Raw genomic sequence first — 17,539 nt, 5'->3', positions numbered from 1 at the left:
CCTCCAGCATGACGCATCGGCCCGACGCGTGCGGACCGTCTCGTGGCGGGGCGCCTACCCTTGGTGGGCCATGACCACCCAGCTCTCGCACCTCCGGGCCCTCGAAGCCGAGGCCATTCACATCTTTCGGGAGGTCGCGGCCGAGTTCGAGAAGCCGGTGCTGCTGTTCTCGGGCGGGAAGGACTCCGCGGTCATGCTCCGGCTGGCCGAGAAGGCGTTCTGGCCCGCCCGGGTCCCGTTTCCGGTCATGCACATCGACACCGGGCACAACTTCGAGGAGGCCATCGACTTCCGCGATCGCCGCGTCGCCGAGCTTGGCGTCACGCTGGTCGTCGCATCGGTGCAGGCGTCGATCGACGCCGGTCGGGTCGTCGAGGAGACAGGACCGCGGGCCAGCCGCAACCGCCTCCAGACGGTCACGCTGCTCGACGCGATCACCGAGAACGGGTTCGATGCCGTGTTCGGTGGTGGCCGTCGCGACGAAGAGAAGGCGCGCGCCAAGGAACGGGTGTACTCGTTCCGTGACGAGTTCGGGCAGTGGGACCCGAAGAACCAGCGTCCCGAGCTGTGGAACCTCTACAACGGCCGCCATCGCAAGGGCGAGCACATCCGAGTGTTCCCGCTGTCGAACTGGACCGAGCTCGATGTGTGGCAGTACGTCGCCGACGACGGCGTGGAGCTCCCGTCCATCTACTACGCGCATCGTCGACCGGTGTTCCGGCGCGACGGCATGCTCCTCGCCGTTTCGCCGTACGTGACGCTTCTGGACGGTGAAGATCCCGAAGATCTGATGGTGCGCTTCCGCACGGTTGGCGACGCGTCGTGCACCGGTGCGGTCGAATCGACCGCAACCACGGTGGAGGAAGTGATCGCCGAGGTGGCCGCCTCCCGACTCACCGAACGGGGGGAGACCCGCGCCGACGACCGCATCTCCGAGGCCGGCATGGAAGACCGCAAGAAAGAGGGCTACTTCTGATGCCCAGAGCGCGTTTTGGCGTCGAAGAACATCGCAGAGCGAGCACTATCGACGCCAAAAGCGGGGTTGCGGGCTGATGGAGCTGCTGCGGTTTGCGACGGCGGGGTCGGTCGACGACGGCAAGTCGACGCTGATCGGCCGGCTTCTCCTGGAGACCAAGCAGATCTTCGAGGACCAGCTCGAAGCCGTGGAGCGCACGAGCCGGGACAAGGGCTTCGACTACACGAACCTCGCGCTACTCACCGATGGTCTGCGCGCCGAGCGCGAGCAGGGCATCACGATCGACGTGGCCTACCGCTACTTCGCCACGCCGCGGCGCAAGTTCATCATCGCCGATACCCCCGGCCACACTCAGTACACCCGCAACATGGTGACCGGCGCATCAACTGCCGACCTCGCGCTCGTGCTCGTCGACGCGCGCAAGGGAGTCCTGGAGCAGTCAAAGCGTCATTCCGTGATCGCCTCCTTGCTTCAGGTGAAGCACCTCGTGCTCTGTGTGAACAAGATGGACCTTGTCGACTACGACGAGCAGCGCTTCGACGAGATCTGCGAGGACTTCTCCGACTTCGCGGCGAAGCTCGACATCGACGACCTCACATTCATCCCGGTGTCCGCGCTGCACGGCGACAACGTGGTGCAGCACTCGCCGAACACGCCGTGGTACGAGGGCCCGACCCTGTTGCATCATCTCGAACACGTCTACATCGGGTCCGACCGCAACCTCATCGACGCACGTTTCCCCGTGCAGTACGTGGTGCGCCCGATGTCACACGAACACCACGACTACCGCGGCTACGCCGGGCAGGTCGCGAGCGGCATGTTCCGGCCAGGAGACGAGGTCCTCGTGCTCCCGAGCGGGTTCACGACGACCATCGCCGGGATCGACGAGTTCGGCGGCCCGGTCGACCAGGCCTATCCGCCGATGTCGGTGAACATCCGGCTCGCCGACAATCTCGACGTGAGCCGAGGTGACATGTTCGCCCGGCCACATAACGCGCCCACGGTCACCCAGGACGTGGACGCCATGATCTGCTGGTTCAGCGAACGGCCACTCCAAGCCGGGCAGATCTACGCCGTGAAGCACACGACTCGCACGGCACGCGCGCGGATCCAGGAGCTGAACTACCGACTCGACGTCAACACACTCCACCGCGAGGACGAGCAGCAGTCGCTCGCGATGAACGACATCGGGCGGATCTCGATGCGATCGACCGTGCCGCTCTTCGTCGACGAATACCGCCGTAACCGCGCCACCGGCAGCTTCATCCTGGTCGACGAGAGCACGTTCGAGACCGTCGGCGCAGGGATGATCCTCGCCGCGTCGGCGGGATGAGCAGCACACCAGACGCGCCACGCAGTCCCGACGTCGTCTGGCACGAAGAAGGCGTGCCCCGCGCCGAGCGTTGGACGGCAGCCGGTCTTCGCGGCGCGACCGTGTGGCTCACTGGGCTCTCGGGCTCGGGCAAGTCGACGGTTGCGGCCGCGCTGACTCGCCTGCTCGTCGGCCGGGGCGTCGCGACGTACACCCTCGACGGAGACAACCTGCGGCACGGGCTCAACGGCGATCTGGGCTTCTCGGCGCATGACCGGACCGAGAACGTTCGCCGCGTCGCCGAGGTCGCCCGGCTGTTCGCCGACGCTGGCGTCGTTGCCGTGGTCCCCTTGATCAGCCCGTATCGCGCCGGACGCGCGCAGGCCCGTCTGCTCCACGAGGCCGCCGGTCTCGCGTTCCTCGAGGTGTTCGTCGACGCTCCCATCGAGGTGTGCGAGGCGCGTGACCCGAAGGGCCTCTATGCAAAGGCCCGCGCCGGTGAGCTCAGTGGCTTCACCGGCGTCGACGACCCGTACGAGCCACCCGAGCACCCTGACCTTGTGGTGGCTACCGACCGCGAGTCGCCGGACGATGCCGCGGCGCGGATCGCGAACCGTCTCGACGACGGAGCCTCACCCGAAGGGTGAGGTGAGAGAGCAGCAGCGGGGCGCGCTCTGCGCGCGCCCCGGCCGCCGCGGTGCGCCCCTACCTGTTGATCGTGCTCGCTCGGGGCCGGGGTACCCGGCCCCGCCCCTTCGGGCCCGCTCGCCAACGCATCAGCCGCCGAAGTTCTGGGTTGCGTAGACGCGGCCGTCGGATCCCATGGCGAAGCCGAATCCGATCGACGTGAACGAGCTGGAGAGGATGTTGGCCCGGTGTGGCGCCGACGCCATCCAGGCCGCCTCCATCTGGGCGCCGGTCATCGAGCTGGCACCGCGGAGGATGTTCTCTCCGAGTGTGCGATAGGACGCGTAGCCGGCCGAGCGGATCGTGACGTTGAGGTCACGATGCCTCAGGTAGCCGGACGCCCCCATCACTGCGCTCCACTCGCTCGCGAGGCAGGTGAGCTGGCGGTTCCATGCGAGCGCGGGGAGCCCGTTGGCGGCGCGGTCGCTGTTCGCCAGGTTGTAGACCGCGGACGCGGTCGGATTGGCCGGAGCCGACGGTGCTGCGCAGGGCGCAGGCCCTTGTGCGGCCTTTGGTCCGCAGGCGCTGACCAGGGCGGCGACGGCAAGGCCGCCCACCAAGGTCTTGACTCGCCGGTTCCAGATCGCTCGCATGTCCTGCCTCCCGCATTCCGCCACACTGAGTGCTTGACGGGTAGGCAATCGACCACTTTGAGCGCGATCTTGAGACAAGACCGCCACAATGGGTGGTGGGTGAGGCTCCAGGGCCTGTCTCGGGCCCGGTCAGAGGGCTACTCGCGGGGCGGGATCATCGCCTTGAAGCGGTCGTAGAGGCCGTCGACACCGGAGCCGTGGAGGGTCATCCCGCCGTCCACCACGAGGTTCTGGCCGGTGACGAACCGGGCGAGGTCGGAGGCCAGGAACAACACCACATCGGCGATGTCTTCGGGCGCCCCGATGCGCGCGAGCGGGGTCTTGTCGGTCATGAACGGCACGGTCCAGTCGAAGCCAGTGAGGAGGATGTCGGTGAGGCCGGTGTGGATCATCCCCGGCGCGATCGCGTTGACGCGGACGGTGGGTGCGTACTCCAGCGCGGCGGTCGCGGTCAGCGCGGCAACGGCGGCCTTCGCGGCCGCGTACGGCGCTTCACCGGCCGCAGGACGCGTGCCGCTGATCGACGACGTGCTCACGATGCTCCCGCCGCCACCCTCGAGCATGAGCGGAACCGCGGCGCGGAAGCCATGGAACACACCAGTCAGGTTGAGACGTACCACGCGATCCCACTCGGCGAGGTCCCACTCGTGGATCTGTGCCATGTTCGAGTTGCCGGCGTTGTTGAACAGCGTTGTGAGCCCGCCCATCTGCACATGCGCATCGCGGATGGCCGCTTCGAGCGCGTCGTAGTCGGTGACGTCGGCCTTGTGGGCATGACCGTTCACCTCGCGCGCAACGATCGCCGCCGCGTCGCCGTCGAGGTCGATTACGGTCACGGCCGCGCCTTCAGCGGCCATGCGGCGAGCCGTTGCCGCGCCGATCCCCGAACCACCGCCGGTGATCACCGCACACCGTCCGTCGAGCAATCCCATCTTCGCCTCCCCCATGAGCGTGCCCCCGATCGATGGGCCGGGGCGACCATGATGGTCCCTCGGGCGCCGGCTCCACTGGTTGGCGCCGCCGAGGAGCGCGCAGGCCCCGATGTGGAAGGCGACGGTCAAGGGCATCCTGGCCCGGAAGGTCCGCCTACTGCTCACGGCGTTTGCCGTGCTCCTCGGCGTGAGCTTCGTGAGCGGCACGTTCGTGCTCACCGACACGCTCGATCGCTCCTTCGAGGGTTTGTTCCGCCAGTTCGGCTCGGGCATCGACCTCGTGGTCCGCCAGCAGGCACCGTTCGGAGGCGACAGCGGCCGTCAACGCTTCTCGAGTGCCCTGCTCGACCAAGTGCGCACGGTCGACGGAGTCAGCACCGCCAACGGCGTGCTCATCGACTACGCGCAGTTCGTCGATCGCAACGGCGAGAACATCCAGACGGGTGGCGCGCCGACCAACGGCATCACCTGGTCGCAACCGGGCAACGAGGGACCGCTGCGCCTCGTGCGTGACGGGGACCGGCGCGGGCACCCACCGAACGGGCGACATGAGATCGCCATGGACTCGAGCACCGCTCGTGAGCACGACTTCCACATCGGTGACCGCGTGCGCGTCTTGCTCGAGGGTCCGGCCGAGACGTTCCGGATCGTGGGGCTGTTCACGTTCGGCGACCAGCGCGAGTTGGGCGCGGTCACGTTCGCCGCCTTCGATCTCGAGACTGCGCAGAGCGTCTTCGATGCGCCTGATCTCGTCGACTGGGTCTCGGTGACGGCCCAGCCCGGGGTCTCCGAGCGCGAGCTGCGTTCAAGCATCACGGCTGTCATCGGCCCGACCTACGACGTGGAGACCGGCCAGGCGTTTGCTGCTGACCGCGGCGACGAAGTGCTCGACTTTCTCGAGCTGCTCACGCAGCTGCTGCTCGGCTTCGCCCTCATCGGGCTCGTCGTGGGCGCGTTCATCATTTTCAACACCTTCACGATCCTCGTCGCGCAACGGACGCAAGAGCTCGGGTTGCTGCGTGCGATGGGCGCGAGCGGTCGGCAGGTGATCGCCTCCGTCATCATCGAAGCGACCGTCGTCGGCGCGATCGCCGCGGTCGCGGGAGTGGTCGTTGGCCTCGGCCTGGCCGCGGGCTTGCTGGCGTTGGTAAGCGCGCTTGGGCGCGACATCCCTGATGGAAGCCTGGTGCTCGAGCAACGAACGATCGTGGCCTCACTCGTCGTGGGCGTCGGAGTGACCGTCGCGGCATCGGTCTGGCCCGCGCTACGCGCGGCCCGTGTGCCTCCAGTCGCCGCCATCAGCAATGTGCTGCCGGGGCGAGTGCGACCGATGCGCTGGCGCGTCTTGGTCGGGACTGCACTCCTCGTGGGCGGGATCCCCGCGCTGGTGATCGGTCTCCAGCGCACGCAGGAGGCCACCGACGTCGTCAACGAGATCTGGCTCCTGGCGCTCGGCGCGCTGCTCGTGTTCTTCGGTGCGGTAGTCCTCCTCGCGGCGCTGGCACGGCCACTCGCGGGGATCCTCGGCTTCCCGCTCCGCGCGGTCGATGTCACCGGTGTCCTCGCGCGGGGCAATGCCATGCGTAATCCGCGTCGCACCGCAGCCACCGCGTCCGCGCTGGTGATCGGTCTCGCACTGGTGGGTCTGGTCTCGATCTTTGGCGCTTCCGCCAAGGCATCGGTCCGGGCGGCGGTCGATGCGGGGATCCGGGCCGACTTCATCCTCAAGGCTCAGCAGTTCTCCGGCTTCTCTCCTCAAGTGGCGGAACGCCTCGATCCGCTGCCCGAGCTCGACGCGGTCGCTGCCTTTCGGTTCGGCAACGTGCGTGTCAACGTCATCGAAGAGGTCGTGACCGGAGTATCGGCGCGCGCGCTTGCCCGCGTCGTCGACCTCTCGGTGCGGGAGGGGAGTACGGCGGCGATGGCTCGCGACGGCGTGCTCCTCCATGCCGACGCGGCCAAGGAGTACGCGGTGGGCGTGGGCGACGCCATCACGATCCAGTTCCCGCTCGGCTTCCAGTCGCTGCGGGTCGCGGGGATCTATGACCAGGCCGACTTCCTCGGGCTCTTCCCGATCGACTTCATCGTCGCCAAGCGCGCGTACGACCAGGGCTTCGGCGACGATGAACAGGATGCGCTCATCTACGCCGAGGCTGCGGGAGATCGGCGCGCCGCTCGCTCGGCGATCGAGGCCGCGCTCGGGCGTGACTTCCCGAACATCGAGGTGCTCTCGCGCAGTGAGTACCGCGCCGACCAGGAAGCCCAGATCGACCGGTTTCTCGCGGTGACGATCGCCCTCCTTCTGCTCTCGGAGATCATCGCCGTGCTCGGGATCGTGAACACCCTCGCCCTCTCGGTCTACGAGCGCACGCGCGAGCTCGGCCTGCTCCGCGCCGTCGGGATGTCACGCCGCCAGGTGCGGCGGATGGTGCGCGGGGAATCAGTGCTGATCGCCGTGATCGGCGGTCTTCTCGGTGCCGGCATCGGCGTGCTGTGGGGTTGGGCATTCAGCACTGCGCTCGAGACGCAGGGGATCTCCGAGGTCCGGATTCCCGGCGTGGAGTTCGCGGCGTTCATTGTCCTGTCGATGGTCGCCGGCGTGGTGGCTGCGCTGGCACCAGCATGGCGGGCGTCCCGTCTCGACGTGCTGCGCGCGGTGACGGCGGACTAGGACCGACACGATGGGCTTGCTGATCGTTCTCGTCACGGGCATCGCGGTCGCCGGGACGGTCGCGTTCGTCGTCTTCTCACAACCACGCCTCGTATGGCAGGACTCGGCTGAGCACTCGCGTTGGTTCTGGTTCGCGTGGATCGCGGTCTCCGTTGCCGTCGGTGTCGCGCCCGCCGCGGCTGGCGTGGTGAGCGACGGAGTGGCTGCCGTGTGGCTGACCGCGTGCTGCGCGTTCGCTGCGTTGCAGCCCGCGCTCTGGACAGACGTGCTCGAAGTGCGCCGCGATGTGGCCCGCCGCAGGCGGGTGTTGCTGGAGAAGCGCGAGAGCGAGGAAGCACGCGTGGAAGCCGGTCGCGTGCGTTGGCAGGGGGACTGACTCCTACAGGCCGGTCCGGTAGTCCGTGCTGGTAACGTCGCTGGTCCTACCGGGCGGTTAGCTCAGCATGGTAGAGCACTTGCTCGACACGCAAGGGGTCACAGGTTCAAGTCCTGTACCGCCCACACATGACCAATCCGTTCGGAGACGCGGACAAGCGTGTCGTCGTGACCGGCGCGGCAACGGGCGTCGGCGCGGCGTTGATCGAGTTGCTCGCGGAGCTCGAGGCCAGCCACGTCACCGTCATCGACGTGAAGGCGCCGACCGGTCCGCACGATGTGTTCATCGAGACCGATCGCTCGGATTCTGCCGCGGTGGATGCCGCGATTGCTGCGATCGACGGCGACGTGCACGCGTTGTTCAACAACGCGGGCGTGGCCGACACCATGCCGCCGCGCGCCGTGCTGGCCGTCAACTTCCTCGCGCTGCGTCGGCTGTCAGAAGGCTTGCTCGACCAGGTGCCCGCCGGTGGCGCGATCGTTCAACACGGCATCGACCGCCGGGAGCCAGTGGCAGTCCCACCTCGCTGAGATTACCGAGGTGCTCGATCTTGATGACTGGGAGAAGACACTCGACTGGATCGACGCGCGGTTGGCCGATCTCGGCGTGTTGCCGTACTGCTTTTCGAAGGAGCTCGTGTCGGTGTTCACGATGCGGTCGTCCCGCCCGACGATCCGACGAGGTGTGCGGACGAACTACGTCAACGGCGTCAACCTTCTCGTCGACGCCGGGTTCACCGCCGCGATGACAACTGGTCAGGTCGACTTCTCAGGCATGTCGTAACATCCATCGCATGCGCTGACCTCGCACTCTGACCAGCAAGGTCTACGCCTTCCGGTTCTTCGGCGATCTCATCCTGATCTACCCGCTCTATGCGGTGTTGTTCGCGCGGCACGGCTTGTCGGCGGCCGAGATCTCCCTGCTCTTCGTGGTGTGGTCGGTCGTCAGCTTCGCGCTCGAAGTCCCGACCGGCGTGCTCGCCGACCGGTTCTCGCGGCGCCACCTGCTCGCCGTCGCCCAGCTCGTGCGTGCAGCCGGATATCTCGTGTGGTGGCTGGCACCGAGCTTCGAGGGGTTCGCGGCCGGATTCGTGCTCTGGGGGATCCAAGGTGCGATTACGTCGGGCGCCTTCCAAGCCTTGGTGTTCGACGAGCTGCGTGCCGCGAGGGAGGACCACCGGTACGCCCGCATCATGGGTGCTGGCGAGGCGTGGAGCTCGGGTGGAGCGGTCGTCGGCAGCCTGATCGCGGCCGCGGTGATCCCACTCGGCTTCGGTGCGATCCTGGTTGCGAGCTCCGCGGCGTGCCTGGTGACGGGCGCGATCGCATTGTCGTTCCCGGCCGCGGCGCCGGCCGAGCCGGCCGTCGACCACCGATATCTCATGCTGCTGCGCGCTGGAGTTCGCGAGGTGTTGGGGCGCCGCGCCCTGCTGGGCTTCGTCGTGTTCTCGGGCGCGGTCGTCGGGCTGGGCGCGGTGGAGGAGTTCTACGCCTTGATCCTCCGCGACGTCGACATCAGTCGGGCGGGAATCAGCTTGTGGCATGCGGGCTTCTTCCTCGTCGCGATCGCTGGGAACCTGCTCGCACACCGTGTGTCAGACGTCTCATGGCTCCGACTCGCCGCGATGTCGGCGGCGATGGGCATCGCGCTGATCACCACGGCGCGGGTGTCGGCCTCAGCGGTCCCGATCACGTTGGTGCTCTTCCAAGGCGTCTACGCGATCCAGTACGTGGCGTTCGACGCCCGCCTCCAGACGATGATCACCTCGCGCGCCCGAGCGACAGTGACGTCCGTGCAGGGGTTCGTGACCGAGCTCGCCGCGATTGCCACGTTCCTCGGCTTCGGCGCGGTGGCGAGCGTTACGTCGACGGCTGCCGCGGCCGGCGCCGCGGGCCTCACGCTCGTGGTCGTGGCCCTGGCATTCGGGGCGACGGCGTCCCGCAGGGCCTCGGAGGCCGACGAATGGTGAGGGTGGCGGAGCCACCCTGCTCACCAACGGGAGTGAATACGAAAGAGGCCCCGGGCGTATGCCCGGGGCCTCTCGGCTGATCGGTGCGCGCCGGTGGCGGGCTAGCCGAGCATCGTCACCCGGCGACGCCGTGTCACCAGCCATGCGACGGCGCCGATGATCAGCAGCCACACCGCGCTCTTCAGGAGGATCTCGGTCGTGGATCCGGTGAAGGGCAGGACGGTGACGCTGCTTCCGCCGACTTCGGTCCCCTTGCTCGGGTCGTTCACGACGGTGACGCCGGCGTTCGTGCGGTTCAGGTCGAGCACGATCGTCGGTGCACCCTGCTGAAGGGCGCCGCCGTCGATCTTGTAGCCCTGGAGGATCACGCCGCCCGGGTCGGTCTCGGTGACCGTGCACGTCAGGTCGCCGAGCGACGGGATCTGCTCCGTGATCGACTGCACGCCGAGTCCGTTCGGGTACGTGAACGTGAGGTCCTCCTCGACCGTCGCATCGCCGGTGCAGGACACGTGCACGACGAACTGCGTCCCAATGGCAGGCGCAACGCTGCCGACGACCTGCTTGTCGACGTCGAGTCGCACGGTGAAGTCACCGCCGACCTCGATGAAGGTGTTCTCGACGTCGACGTCCTGGTTGGTGTCGGCGGTGATGACCGCCGGGCTGCCGGTGATGTTGACGCTGTCGGCGCCGCCGTTGTCGGGCTCGGTGATGGTGCAGCTCGTGCCCACCGGGAGTCCGGTGATCGGCAGCGAGTCGATGGTGCCGGCGTTGGTCAGGGTGCCGTCCTCGTCGAACACCAGCGTCCCGTCACCGGTGTCGTCGGTCTCACAGTCGATGTTGACCGTGAACGTGGTGTTGGCCGGCGCGTCGCCCACGATCGACTTGGTCACGTCGAGGCCACCGGTGTCGGGCTCCTCCTCCTGGAAGGTGTTCTCGACGTCGACCTCTTGGTTGGTGTCGGCGGTGATGACCGCCGGGCTGCCGGTGATGTTGACGCTGTCGGCGCCGCCGTTGTCGGGCTCGGTGATGGTGCAGCTCGTGCCCACCGGGAGTCCGGTGATCGGCAGCGAGTCGATGGTGCCGGCGTTGGTCAGGGTGCCGTCCTCGTCGAACACCAGCGTCCCGTCACCGGTGTCGTCGGTCTCACAGTCGATGTTGACCGTGAACGTGGTGTTGGCCGGCGCGTCGCCCACGATCGACTTGGTCACGTCCAGACCACCGGTCTCTTCGAGGACCTCGCTGAAGTGGTAGCAGACGACGTAGTGGCTGATGTCGGCGAAGTTCGGCGATGGCTGGTTGTCGTTGGAATCCCAGTTGCCGACCATGGGCCCGATCATGTTGGTCTCGTTGCCGATGTAGGCGTTGTAGCCGCCGCCGGCCTTCACGAAGACGCCGTCGATCACGACTCCGGGGTCCGGGGTGACGTTGACCTGTGTGCCTGCCGGGCTGTGGTCGCTGATTACTCCGGACACGTCCTCGTTTCCGGTCCCGGCCGCGGTCCCCGAGTTGTAGAAGTTGGTCACGCTGCTACCGAACACCCCCGTGCACTGGGCGAGCACCGCGGCATCGTTGCCTTGGCCGATGTTGCCGTCGGTGCAGTCCCCGCTCGGGTCGGCACGCTCGTCGGACTCCCAGGGGTTGACGGAGCCCGTCGGCTTGCACTCCTCGAACTGGGGCGGGTTCGTGTGACCGAGCGGGCCGATCGTCAGGCCCAACGACTGCACCGCGGCCGTTGTCGGCTGGGTGGTAGTCGGCGCCTGGGTCGTCGTGGTGGGTTCCTGGGTCGTCGTCGTAGTCGACTCCTGAGCGGTCGCCTCCGCGGGTGCGGGTTCCTCGGCACCCACGTACGTCGCCATACCCAGCGACGTGGCCGCAATGACGGAGAGGACTCCGACGAGCGATACGGCGCGGTGACGTCGTGCTGTTGAACGAATTCTCTGGGACACGTGCCCGCTTCTCCTCCTCAGCGCATGCGCGCCGAGACTCTGAGAATGGGCCGGTCTCACCATTGCTCGCCCCGACCAACCAGTGACCGATCACGCGGTCGGGATTCAACGCTCCCATTCGCCCCGCTACCACCAAGGGTGGTAGCGGGGGTCACTCTATGTGATGTTCGGGCCACTGACAAATCCCGACCTCGCCGTTGGCGGGCCGCAGCCACCAGAAGCCGGTGACGTGCGGCGACCGCGCTGTCGGCGTCCCACGTGATCGGCCATTCGGACTCCCTTGCTCGCTCCCAGATAAGTACCGGGGTCAACAGGTCAGACCATCACTCGCCCTGGGGCTGGCGCCCACCAGCCCGAGGGTTTCGAACCCGCCCGCAGTGCTTCGTTCTTCGAACGCCTCCCCTCCTTTCGGGCCGATGACGCGGCCAGGGAAGGAGGGGAGCACCCTGGAAGCGACGGCCTACCCTGGACCCCGATGTTCATCGACGGGTTCGTGCACCAACTGCCCGACATCGACCCCACCGAGACGTCGGAATGGCTCGACTCGCTCGACGCGATCGTCAATGGCCGTGGTGGGCGCTCTCGGGCTCGATACCTTCTCGCTCGGCTCATGGAGCGCGCGCGTGAGCAGGGCGTCGGCGTTCCTGCGATGGTCACCACCGATTACATCAACACGATCCCGACCGAGCAAGAGCCGTGGTTCCCGGGCGACGAGCTCATCGAGCAGCGCATCCGCGCCTACATCCGGTGGAACGCGATGGCGATGGTGGATCGCGCCAACCATCGCTTCGACGGCCTCGGTGGCCACTTGTCCACCTTCGCCTCCGCGGCCGCGCTTTACGACGTGGGCTTCAACCACTTCTTCCACGGCAAGACCGACGGCGGGTTCGGCGACCAGATCTTCTTCCAGGGTCATGCGGCGCCGGGCATCTACGCCCGAGCGTTCCTCGAGGGTCGGCTCACCGAGGACCACCTCGACCGCTTCCGGCGCGAGGTGTTCGGCGGCGGTCTGCCGAGCTATCCGCACCCTCGGCGGCTCCCCGAGTTCTGGGAGTTCCCGACGGTGTCGATGGGCCTCGGTCCGCTGAACGCGATCTACCAGGCCCGCTTCAACCGCTACCTCCTCCACCACGAGATCGTCGACACGAGCCGGGCCAAGGTCTGGTGCTTCGTCGGCGACGGCGAGATGGACGAGCCCGAGGCGATGGCCGGCCTCTCGATCGCGGCCCGCGAGCAGCTCGACAACCTGATCTTTGTCGTGAACTGCAACCTGCAACGACTCGACGGCCCCGTGCGGGGCAACGGCAAGATCATCCAGGAGCTCGAGGCGATCTTCCGCGGCGCCGGCTGGAACGTGGTCAAGGTGATCTGGGGTCAAGGGTGGGACGAGCTCCTGGCCCGCGACGTCGACGGTGCGCTGGTGAACAAGATGAACACCACCGTCGACGGCGAGTTCCAGAAGTACGCGGTCGAGAGCGGCGCGTACATCCGCGAGCACTTCTTCGGGCCCGACCCGCGACTCCAACAGATGGTCTCGCACCTCACCGATGACGATCTGCGCCGACTGCCGCGCGGCGGTCACGACTACCGAAAGCTGTACTCGGCGTACAAGATGGCCGTGGAGCACAAGGGCAGCCCCACGGTGATCCTTGCCAAGACGGTCAAAGGTTGGACGCTCGGCGCCGGCCTCGAAGCCCGGAACGCGACGCACCAAATCAAGAAGCTCGACGCGGAAGAGCTCAAGGTGTTCCGCGACCGGCTCTTCCTGCCGATCCCCGACCACGAGCTCGAAGACGGCGACCCGCCGTACTGGCACCCGGGGAAGGACTCGCCGGAGTACGAGTACCTGATGGCGCGCCGCAACGTGCTCAACGGTCCGTTGCCCGAGCGCGTGGCGCGATCAAAGCCCGTGCGGGTTCCTCCGCCCGATGCGTACGCCGAATTCCTCGCCGGCACCGGCGACAAGATGCAGGCGTCGACCACGAGCGCGTTCGCCCGTTTGTTGCGTAACCTGCTGCGGGACGAGGGCATCGGAAAGCGCGTGGTGCCGATCATCCCCGACGAGGCGCGCACCTTCGGACTGGACGCGTTGTTCCGTGACGTGAAGATCTACGCGCCGTTCGGACAGAAGTACGAACCCGTCGACGCCAGCCTCCTGCTGTCGTACCAGGAGGACCGCACCGGGCGGTTGCTCGAGGAAGGCATCACCGAAGCCGGTTCGATGGCATCCCTCACGGCCGCGGGCACGGCCTACGCCACGTGGGGCCAACCCATGATCCCGTTCTTCATCTTCTATTCGATGTTCGGGTTCCAGCGCGTGGGCGACCTGATCTGGTCGTTCGGCGACCAGCGGGGGCGCGGTTTCCTGCTGGGCGCGACGGCCGGCCGTACCACGCTCACGGGCGAGGGCCTTCAGCACTGCGACGGGCAGAGCCATGTGTTGGCGTCAACGGTGCCGTCGTGCCGCTCGTACGACCCCGCGTTCGCGTACGAGGTGGCGGTCATCGTGCGCGATGGCATCGAGCGCATGTACGGCGAGGAGCCCGAGGACGTCTTCTATTACGTCACGCTCTACAACGAGACGTACCCGATGCCCGCGATGCCCATCGGCGTGCAGGACGGCATCGTGCAGGGTCTCTACCGCTACAAGGAATCATTGGGGGAGCGGAAGCATCGGGCCCAGATCCTGGCCAGCGGGACGGCCATGCGGGCCGCGCTCGAGGCGCAGCAGATGCTCTTCGATGACCACGACGTTGCTGCCGACGTGTGGAGCGCCACGAGCTACAAGCTCCTGCGCGAAGACGCGCTCTCGGTCGAGCGGTGGAACCGGCTGCATCCGGAGGAAGCACCGAAGGTGTCCTACGTGTCGGAGTGCCTGACCGACGCAGAGGGACCGATTGTCGCCGTCACGGACTTCATGAAGGCCGTGCCCGACCAGATCGGCCGGTTCGTGCACCAACCGTTCATTCCACTGGGCACCGACGGCTTTGGGTTCTCCGACACGCGCGCTGCGTTGCGCCGTCACTTCGAGGTCGACGCGCCGCACGTGGTGGTGGGTGTGCTCGAGGGCCTCGCGCGCACCGATGACTTGAAGGTAGAAGCGGTGGCCGAGGCCATCCGCCGCTACGACATCGACCCTGAGCGCGTCGACCCCCGCACTGCCTGACTCGCGGCCCGCCCAAGATCTGGTTCTGGCGTCGATAGCTGTCGGTATACGACAGTCAGCGACGCCAAAACGTGGGTTACGAAGCCTGGCGGCCGCCTTCGTCGATGCGGAGGGGATCGTCTTCGTCCCAGTCGAGCGCTTCGTCCTCGTCGGAGTCGCGCCACGTGGGCTGATCCTCTTCTTCGCCGCTGTCGGCGAGCGATTTCTCGCCTTCGGTGAACAAGCCGTCGTCAAAGCCCTGCTTCAGCTCACGCGCCTCGCGGAACCGGCGGGCCCTTCCCTTCCTGGCCACGGCGTCACCTACCTCTCAGGCATCCAAGGGAGCCATTCTCCCACGCGGGGCGGGGGCCGCGCGCATCCCTTGATCGCGGAGGCTCTCAGGCGGTCAGTGTGAGTGGTCGCAGCTCCCGCCATGGCCCTCGATGCCGGCGAAGGGACCGCACGGCGTGTTCTCTAGCCACACGTGCAACATCGGGGCGGTCGCCCGCAGCACGCCTCCGGGTCGGCAGGTGCCGTCCACCAGGACTCCGGCCAGCCGGGTGCCGGTCGGGTCCCAGCAGAGGTTTTGGTGGTCGTGCCAGATCGAGAGCTCACCTGCGACGTCGGGAACGTCGTCCATCGTGGAGCCCGGGGAGAGGATGTACATCGCCGACATGACCTGCTTCGAGCCGTCGGCGTGCACCTGCATCACGATCGACTCGATGGCGTCGGCGTCGAGCTCCCGCCCGTCGGCCATGTAGGTGTGGTTCACGAAGTGCTCGAACTTGCCAGCCTGGCGACCGTCGCCGATCGAGACATAGCCGGCGTCGACCAGCGACGTCTCATCGGGGAAGTCCGCGAGCGCGGCGCGGGTCTCGTCGATCAGCTCGAGCGCCCGCTCGCGCTCGGCGTCGGTGAGGCGGGGGTCGTCGACCGACACAAAGGGTCCACCCTCGGGCTCGGATTCGGTGCCGTGGGCATGACCTGCGCCGGCTTCCGCGTGGTCGTGGGTCCCCTCGCTGCCATGTTCGTGCGCGGCGGTGCTTTCGCCGTAGTCATCGTCGTGGCTCGCGCTGTGCGTGTGCTCGGCGGCCATCGCGGGCATCGCCAACGCTAGGACCATTACGGCGGCAAGACCCGCGCCCATGACGTTCGGACGCGCGAGCACATTCCGCCGAGTAAGCGCAACGGTCGCGGCGGCGACCGCGATTCCGCCGAGCACGGCGGCGAGCAGGTCTTGCGTGCCGACGGCTTCGACCTCGGCGAGCGGGCCAACCAAGCCGACCGTGCGCGAGAGCACCCAGGCGAGCACCGCGCCAGCGTTGAGCGCAATGCCGGCTGCGATGAGCGCGCGGTGTGGTCTGAGGATTGCCACGTAGGCCCACGCAAGCTGCGCTACGGCTGTCGCCGCGAAGAGCCACGCAAGCGTGGCGGCGCCGTTGTGTGTGCCCGCGGCGGCGGCGTGCACGAGGCCCGCTCCGGCCGAGGCGACAGCGGCTGTCGCTAGCGCAGTCGAGACGGTGGGTCGGACGGTGGGGGAGGGCTGCTGGATGTCGTTGGTCATGCTGGAAGCGTCGCCGCTCCCCGTGATCGCACCACCCGCGCTGTGTGAGGGGATGGTGAAGCCAGGGGGAGCGGCGCGACCCCAGATCAGGTTTCGAGCGGCTTGGCGATGCTGAGCTCGTGACCGTCGGGGTCATGGATGTGGAAGTACCGCTCACCCCACGGGGCATCGCTCGGTTCCATGTCGGGTGAGTACCCGGCGTCGAGCGCCCGGCGGTAGACCCCGTCAACGTCGTCGACCCAGAAGATCACGCGCCCCCAGATCGAGCGAAGCGGCGCGTGGTCGGGGTCGCGTTGCACGTTGAGGAAGCCAGTGCCGGCGCGGAACGTCGCGAAGGCTGAGTGCTCGTCACCGGCGAAGAGCTCGAACCCAAGCGCGCGGTAAAAGCGGACCGACTGAGCCACGTCGGACACCGCGAGCGTGATCGCACTGATCGTGGTTATTGGGCTTTGTGGGTTTGGATCGGCCATCGTGCTCCATGTCGGGTGGCCGCGTACAGGACCGGCGCTACGATCAGCGGTTCGCGGAACCCACCGCGTCGTTCGGGCGATTGGCTCAGCCTGGTTAGAGCGCCGCTCTCACACAGCGGAGGTCACTGGTTCAAATCCAGTATCGCCCACCCTGTTTGGGCAGGTCAGGTGGCCTGCGCGTGAGCGCCAGAAAAGGCACGTCCTTCGCGTCCCAGAAAAATCCCACAAGTGTCGGGAGGGGACGTGCGAGGAAGCATCCGAGTCATCGAGAAGGGCAAGCGTTACGAGGTCCGGGTCGCGCTGGGGCGCGACCCGCTGACCGGGCGCTACCGCCAGAAGTCCGTGAGCGTGCGGGGTTCCAGGACAGAGGCCCAACGGGTCCTGCGCGGGCTCATCGAAGAGGTCGAAGCTGCGGCGGTCCCGACATCGGCCGCGGCGGTGCCCGAGGCGCGGGTGACGTTCGGGGAGCTGCTGGAGCAGTGGATCGAGCACAAGGACACCGGTGAGCGGTCGCCGACCACCATCACCCGGTATCGGCAGTGCATCGACCAGCACTTGGTCCCGGCATTGGGTCACGTCCCGATCGGCCGGCTGACGCCCAAGTCGTTCGACGACCTCTACCGCGAGCTGCTGCGCACGCTCGCGCCGGCCACGGTGCTCAAGAACCACTTAGTGGCGCGTTCGGCGCTGGACACCGCGGTGCGGTGGGAGTGGCTCGAGCGCAACCCGGCACGGTTCGCGGAAGTGCCCAAGGCGCGTCGCGCCTCGGTCCATCCGCCGACGACCGCGGAGTTGACCCGGCTGGTCACACTCGCGGAGACGACCGATCCGGTGTTCGCGGTAGTGCTGCGCCTCGGGGCCGCGACTGGTGCCCGCCGCGGCGAGCTGTGCGGACTGC

16 protein-coding genes and 2 tRNA genes are annotated in these 17,539 nt (G+C 67.5%); 12 read left to right on the top strand and 6 right to left on the bottom strand.

Annotated elements, in window-relative coordinates; translation table 11 throughout:
* The first annotated feature begins 70 nt into the window (after window positions 1-70).
* The 3 genes from cysD to cysC all read left to right on the top strand — a co-directional run bounded on the left by cysD (window position 71) and on the right by cysC (window position 2,935).
* Window positions 71-976, top strand: a complete 906-nt coding sequence (gene cysD / locus WEE69_11705; protein ID MEX1145958.1) for a sulfate adenylyltransferase subunit CysD — start codon at window positions 71-73, stop codon at window positions 974-976.
* Window positions 977-1,052: 76 nt separating this feature from the next.
* Complete coding sequence (locus tag WEE69_11700) at window positions 1,053-2,309, top strand: GTP-binding protein (protein ID MEX1145957.1); 1,257 nt, start codon at window positions 1,053-1,055, stop codon at window positions 2,307-2,309.
* The gene (gene cysC / locus WEE69_11695; GenBank protein ID MEX1145956.1) at window positions 2,306-2,935 is read left to right on the top strand and encodes an adenylyl-sulfate kinase; all 630 of its coding nucleotides are present in this window, start codon (window positions 2,306-2,308) and stop codon (window positions 2,933-2,935) included. Before WEE69_11700 ends, cysC begins: the two co-directional genes overlap by 4 nt.
* A gap of 129 nt (window positions 2,936-3,064) precedes the next feature.
* On the opposite strand, the gene WEE69_11690 is transcribed toward cysC, so the two are convergent.
* Both WEE69_11690 and WEE69_11685 read right to left on the bottom strand, forming a co-directional pair.
* Window positions 3,065-3,568 (bottom strand): CAP domain-containing protein, encoded by a 504-nt coding sequence (locus tag WEE69_11690; GenBank protein MEX1145955.1) that lies wholly within the window; start codon window positions 3,566-3,568, stop codon window positions 3,065-3,067.
* 137 nt (window positions 3,569-3,705) lie between these two features.
* On the bottom strand, window positions 3,706-4,629 hold the full coding sequence (locus tag WEE69_11685; protein MEX1145954.1) for a glucose 1-dehydrogenase: 924 nt from the start codon (window positions 4,627-4,629) through the stop codon (window positions 3,706-3,708).
* Here WEE69_11685 and WEE69_11680 point away from each other — a divergent pair.
* The 6 genes from WEE69_11680 to WEE69_11655 all read left to right on the top strand — a co-directional run bounded on the left by WEE69_11680 (window position 4,610) and on the right by WEE69_11655 (window position 9,516).
* The gene (locus tag WEE69_11680; GenBank protein ID MEX1145953.1) at window positions 4,610-7,171 is read left to right on the top strand and encodes an ABC transporter permease; all 2,562 of its coding nucleotides are present in this window, start codon (window positions 4,610-4,612) and stop codon (window positions 7,169-7,171) included. The genes WEE69_11685 and WEE69_11680 overlap by 20 nt on opposite strands.
* Before the next feature lie 10 nt (window positions 7,172-7,181).
* Window positions 7,182-7,547: a hypothetical protein gene (locus WEE69_11675; protein ID MEX1145952.1), complete on the top strand. Its 366-nt coding sequence runs from the start codon at window positions 7,182-7,184 to the stop codon at window positions 7,545-7,547.
* A gap of 51 nt (window positions 7,548-7,598) precedes the next feature.
* A tRNA-Val gene (locus WEE69_11670) sits at window positions 7,599-7,672 on the top strand.
* A 3-nt stretch (window positions 7,673-7,675) separates the two neighbouring features.
* Entirely contained in the window at window positions 7,676-8,077 is a 402-nt protein-coding gene (locus WEE69_11665; GenBank protein ID MEX1145951.1) for an SDR family NAD(P)-dependent oxidoreductase, read from the top strand.
* Between the two features lie 10 nt (window positions 8,078-8,087).
* Complete coding sequence (locus WEE69_11660; GenBank protein MEX1145950.1) at window positions 8,088-8,330, top strand: hypothetical protein; 243 nt, start codon at window positions 8,088-8,090, stop codon at window positions 8,328-8,330.
* A 28-nt stretch (window positions 8,331-8,358) separates the two neighbouring features.
* The gene (locus WEE69_11655) at window positions 8,359-9,516 is read left to right on the top strand and encodes an MFS transporter (GenBank protein MEX1145949.1); all 1,158 of its coding nucleotides are present in this window, start codon (window positions 8,359-8,361) and stop codon (window positions 9,514-9,516) included.
* Between the two features lie 101 nt (window positions 9,517-9,617).
* On the opposite strand, the gene WEE69_11650 is transcribed toward WEE69_11655, so the two are convergent.
* A complete protein-coding gene (locus WEE69_11650; GenBank protein ID MEX1145948.1) occupies window positions 9,618-11,372 on the bottom strand; it encodes a DUF5979 domain-containing protein in 1,755 nt (584 codons plus the stop codon).
* 565 nt (window positions 11,373-11,937) lie between these two features.
* Between WEE69_11650 and aceE the strand changes: the two genes are divergently transcribed.
* Window positions 11,938-14,628, top strand: coding sequence for a pyruvate dehydrogenase (acetyl-transferring), homodimeric type (gene aceE / locus WEE69_11645; GenBank protein MEX1145947.1), 2,691 nt, complete (start codon window positions 11,938-11,940; stop codon window positions 14,626-14,628).
* Window positions 14,629-14,704: 76 nt separating this feature from the next.
* Here the strand turns inward: aceE and WEE69_11640 are convergent, their stop codons facing one another.
* From WEE69_11640 to WEE69_11630, 3 genes are all read right to left on the bottom strand, one after another.
* Window positions 14,705-14,920, bottom strand: coding sequence for a hypothetical protein (locus WEE69_11640; protein MEX1145946.1), 216 nt, complete (start codon window positions 14,918-14,920; stop codon window positions 14,705-14,707).
* A gap of 93 nt (window positions 14,921-15,013) precedes the next feature.
* Window positions 15,014-16,171, bottom strand: coding sequence for a hypothetical protein (locus WEE69_11635; protein MEX1145945.1), 1,158 nt, complete (start codon window positions 16,169-16,171; stop codon window positions 15,014-15,016).
* Between the two features lie 86 nt (window positions 16,172-16,257).
* Complete coding sequence (locus WEE69_11630) at window positions 16,258-16,641, bottom strand: VOC family protein (protein ID MEX1145944.1); 384 nt, start codon at window positions 16,639-16,641, stop codon at window positions 16,258-16,260.
* Between the two features lie 74 nt (window positions 16,642-16,715).
* On the opposite strand from WEE69_11630, the gene WEE69_11625 reads away from it, so the two are divergent.
* Window positions 16,716-16,790, top strand: a tRNA-Val gene (locus WEE69_11625).
* Between the two features lie 94 nt (window positions 16,791-16,884).
* The coding region (locus WEE69_11620) for a hypothetical protein (protein ID MEX1145943.1) at window positions 16,885-17,539 on the top strand (655 nt) is incomplete at its 3' end.

It is taken from the genome of Acidimicrobiia bacterium (genome assembly GCA_040881685.1).
Lineage (GTDB): Bacteria > Actinomycetota > Acidimicrobiia > IMCC26256 > PALSA-555 > SHVJ01.
Note: the sequence above shows the minus strand (reverse complement) of the source record. Positions and strands in the feature narration are given on the sequence as shown.

What these genes read in the sequence shown, in the direction of transcription:
- cysD (MEX1145958.1), top strand. Translation starts at nt 71, where the DNA reads ATGACCACCCAGCTCTCGCACCTCCGGGCCCTCGAAGCCGAGGCCATT.
- WEE69_11700 (MEX1145957.1), top strand. Translation starts at nt 1,053, where the DNA reads ATGGAGCTGCTGCGGTTTGCGACGGCGGGGTCGGTCGACGACGGCAAG.
- cysC (MEX1145956.1), top strand. Translation starts at nt 2,306, where the DNA reads ATGAGCAGCACACCAGACGCGCCACGCAGTCCCGACGTCGTCTGGCAC.
- WEE69_11690 (MEX1145955.1), bottom strand. Translation starts at nt 3,568, where the DNA reads ATGCGAGCGATCTGGAACCGGCGAGTCAAGACCTTGGTGGGCGGCCTT.
- WEE69_11680 (MEX1145953.1), top strand. Translation starts at nt 4,610, where the DNA reads ATGTGGAAGGCGACGGTCAAGGGCATCCTGGCCCGGAAGGTCCGCCTA.
- WEE69_11675 (MEX1145952.1), top strand. Translation starts at nt 7,182, where the DNA reads ATGGGCTTGCTGATCGTTCTCGTCACGGGCATCGCGGTCGCCGGGACG.
- WEE69_11665 (MEX1145951.1), top strand. Translation starts at nt 7,676, where the DNA reads ATGACCAATCCGTTCGGAGACGCGGACAAGCGTGTCGTCGTGACCGGC.
- WEE69_11650 (MEX1145948.1), bottom strand. Translation starts at nt 11,372, where the DNA reads ATGGCGACGTACGTGGGTGCCGAGGAACCCGCACCCGCGGAGGCGACC.
- aceE (MEX1145947.1), top strand. Translation starts at nt 11,938, where the DNA reads ATGTTCATCGACGGGTTCGTGCACCAACTGCCCGACATCGACCCCACC.
- WEE69_11635 (MEX1145945.1), bottom strand. Translation starts at nt 16,171, where the DNA reads ATGACCAACGACATCCAGCAGCCCTCCCCCACCGTCCGACCCACCGTC.
- WEE69_11630 (MEX1145944.1), bottom strand. Translation starts at nt 16,641, where the DNA reads ATGGCCGATCCAAACCCACAAAGCCCAATAACCACGATCAGTGCGATC.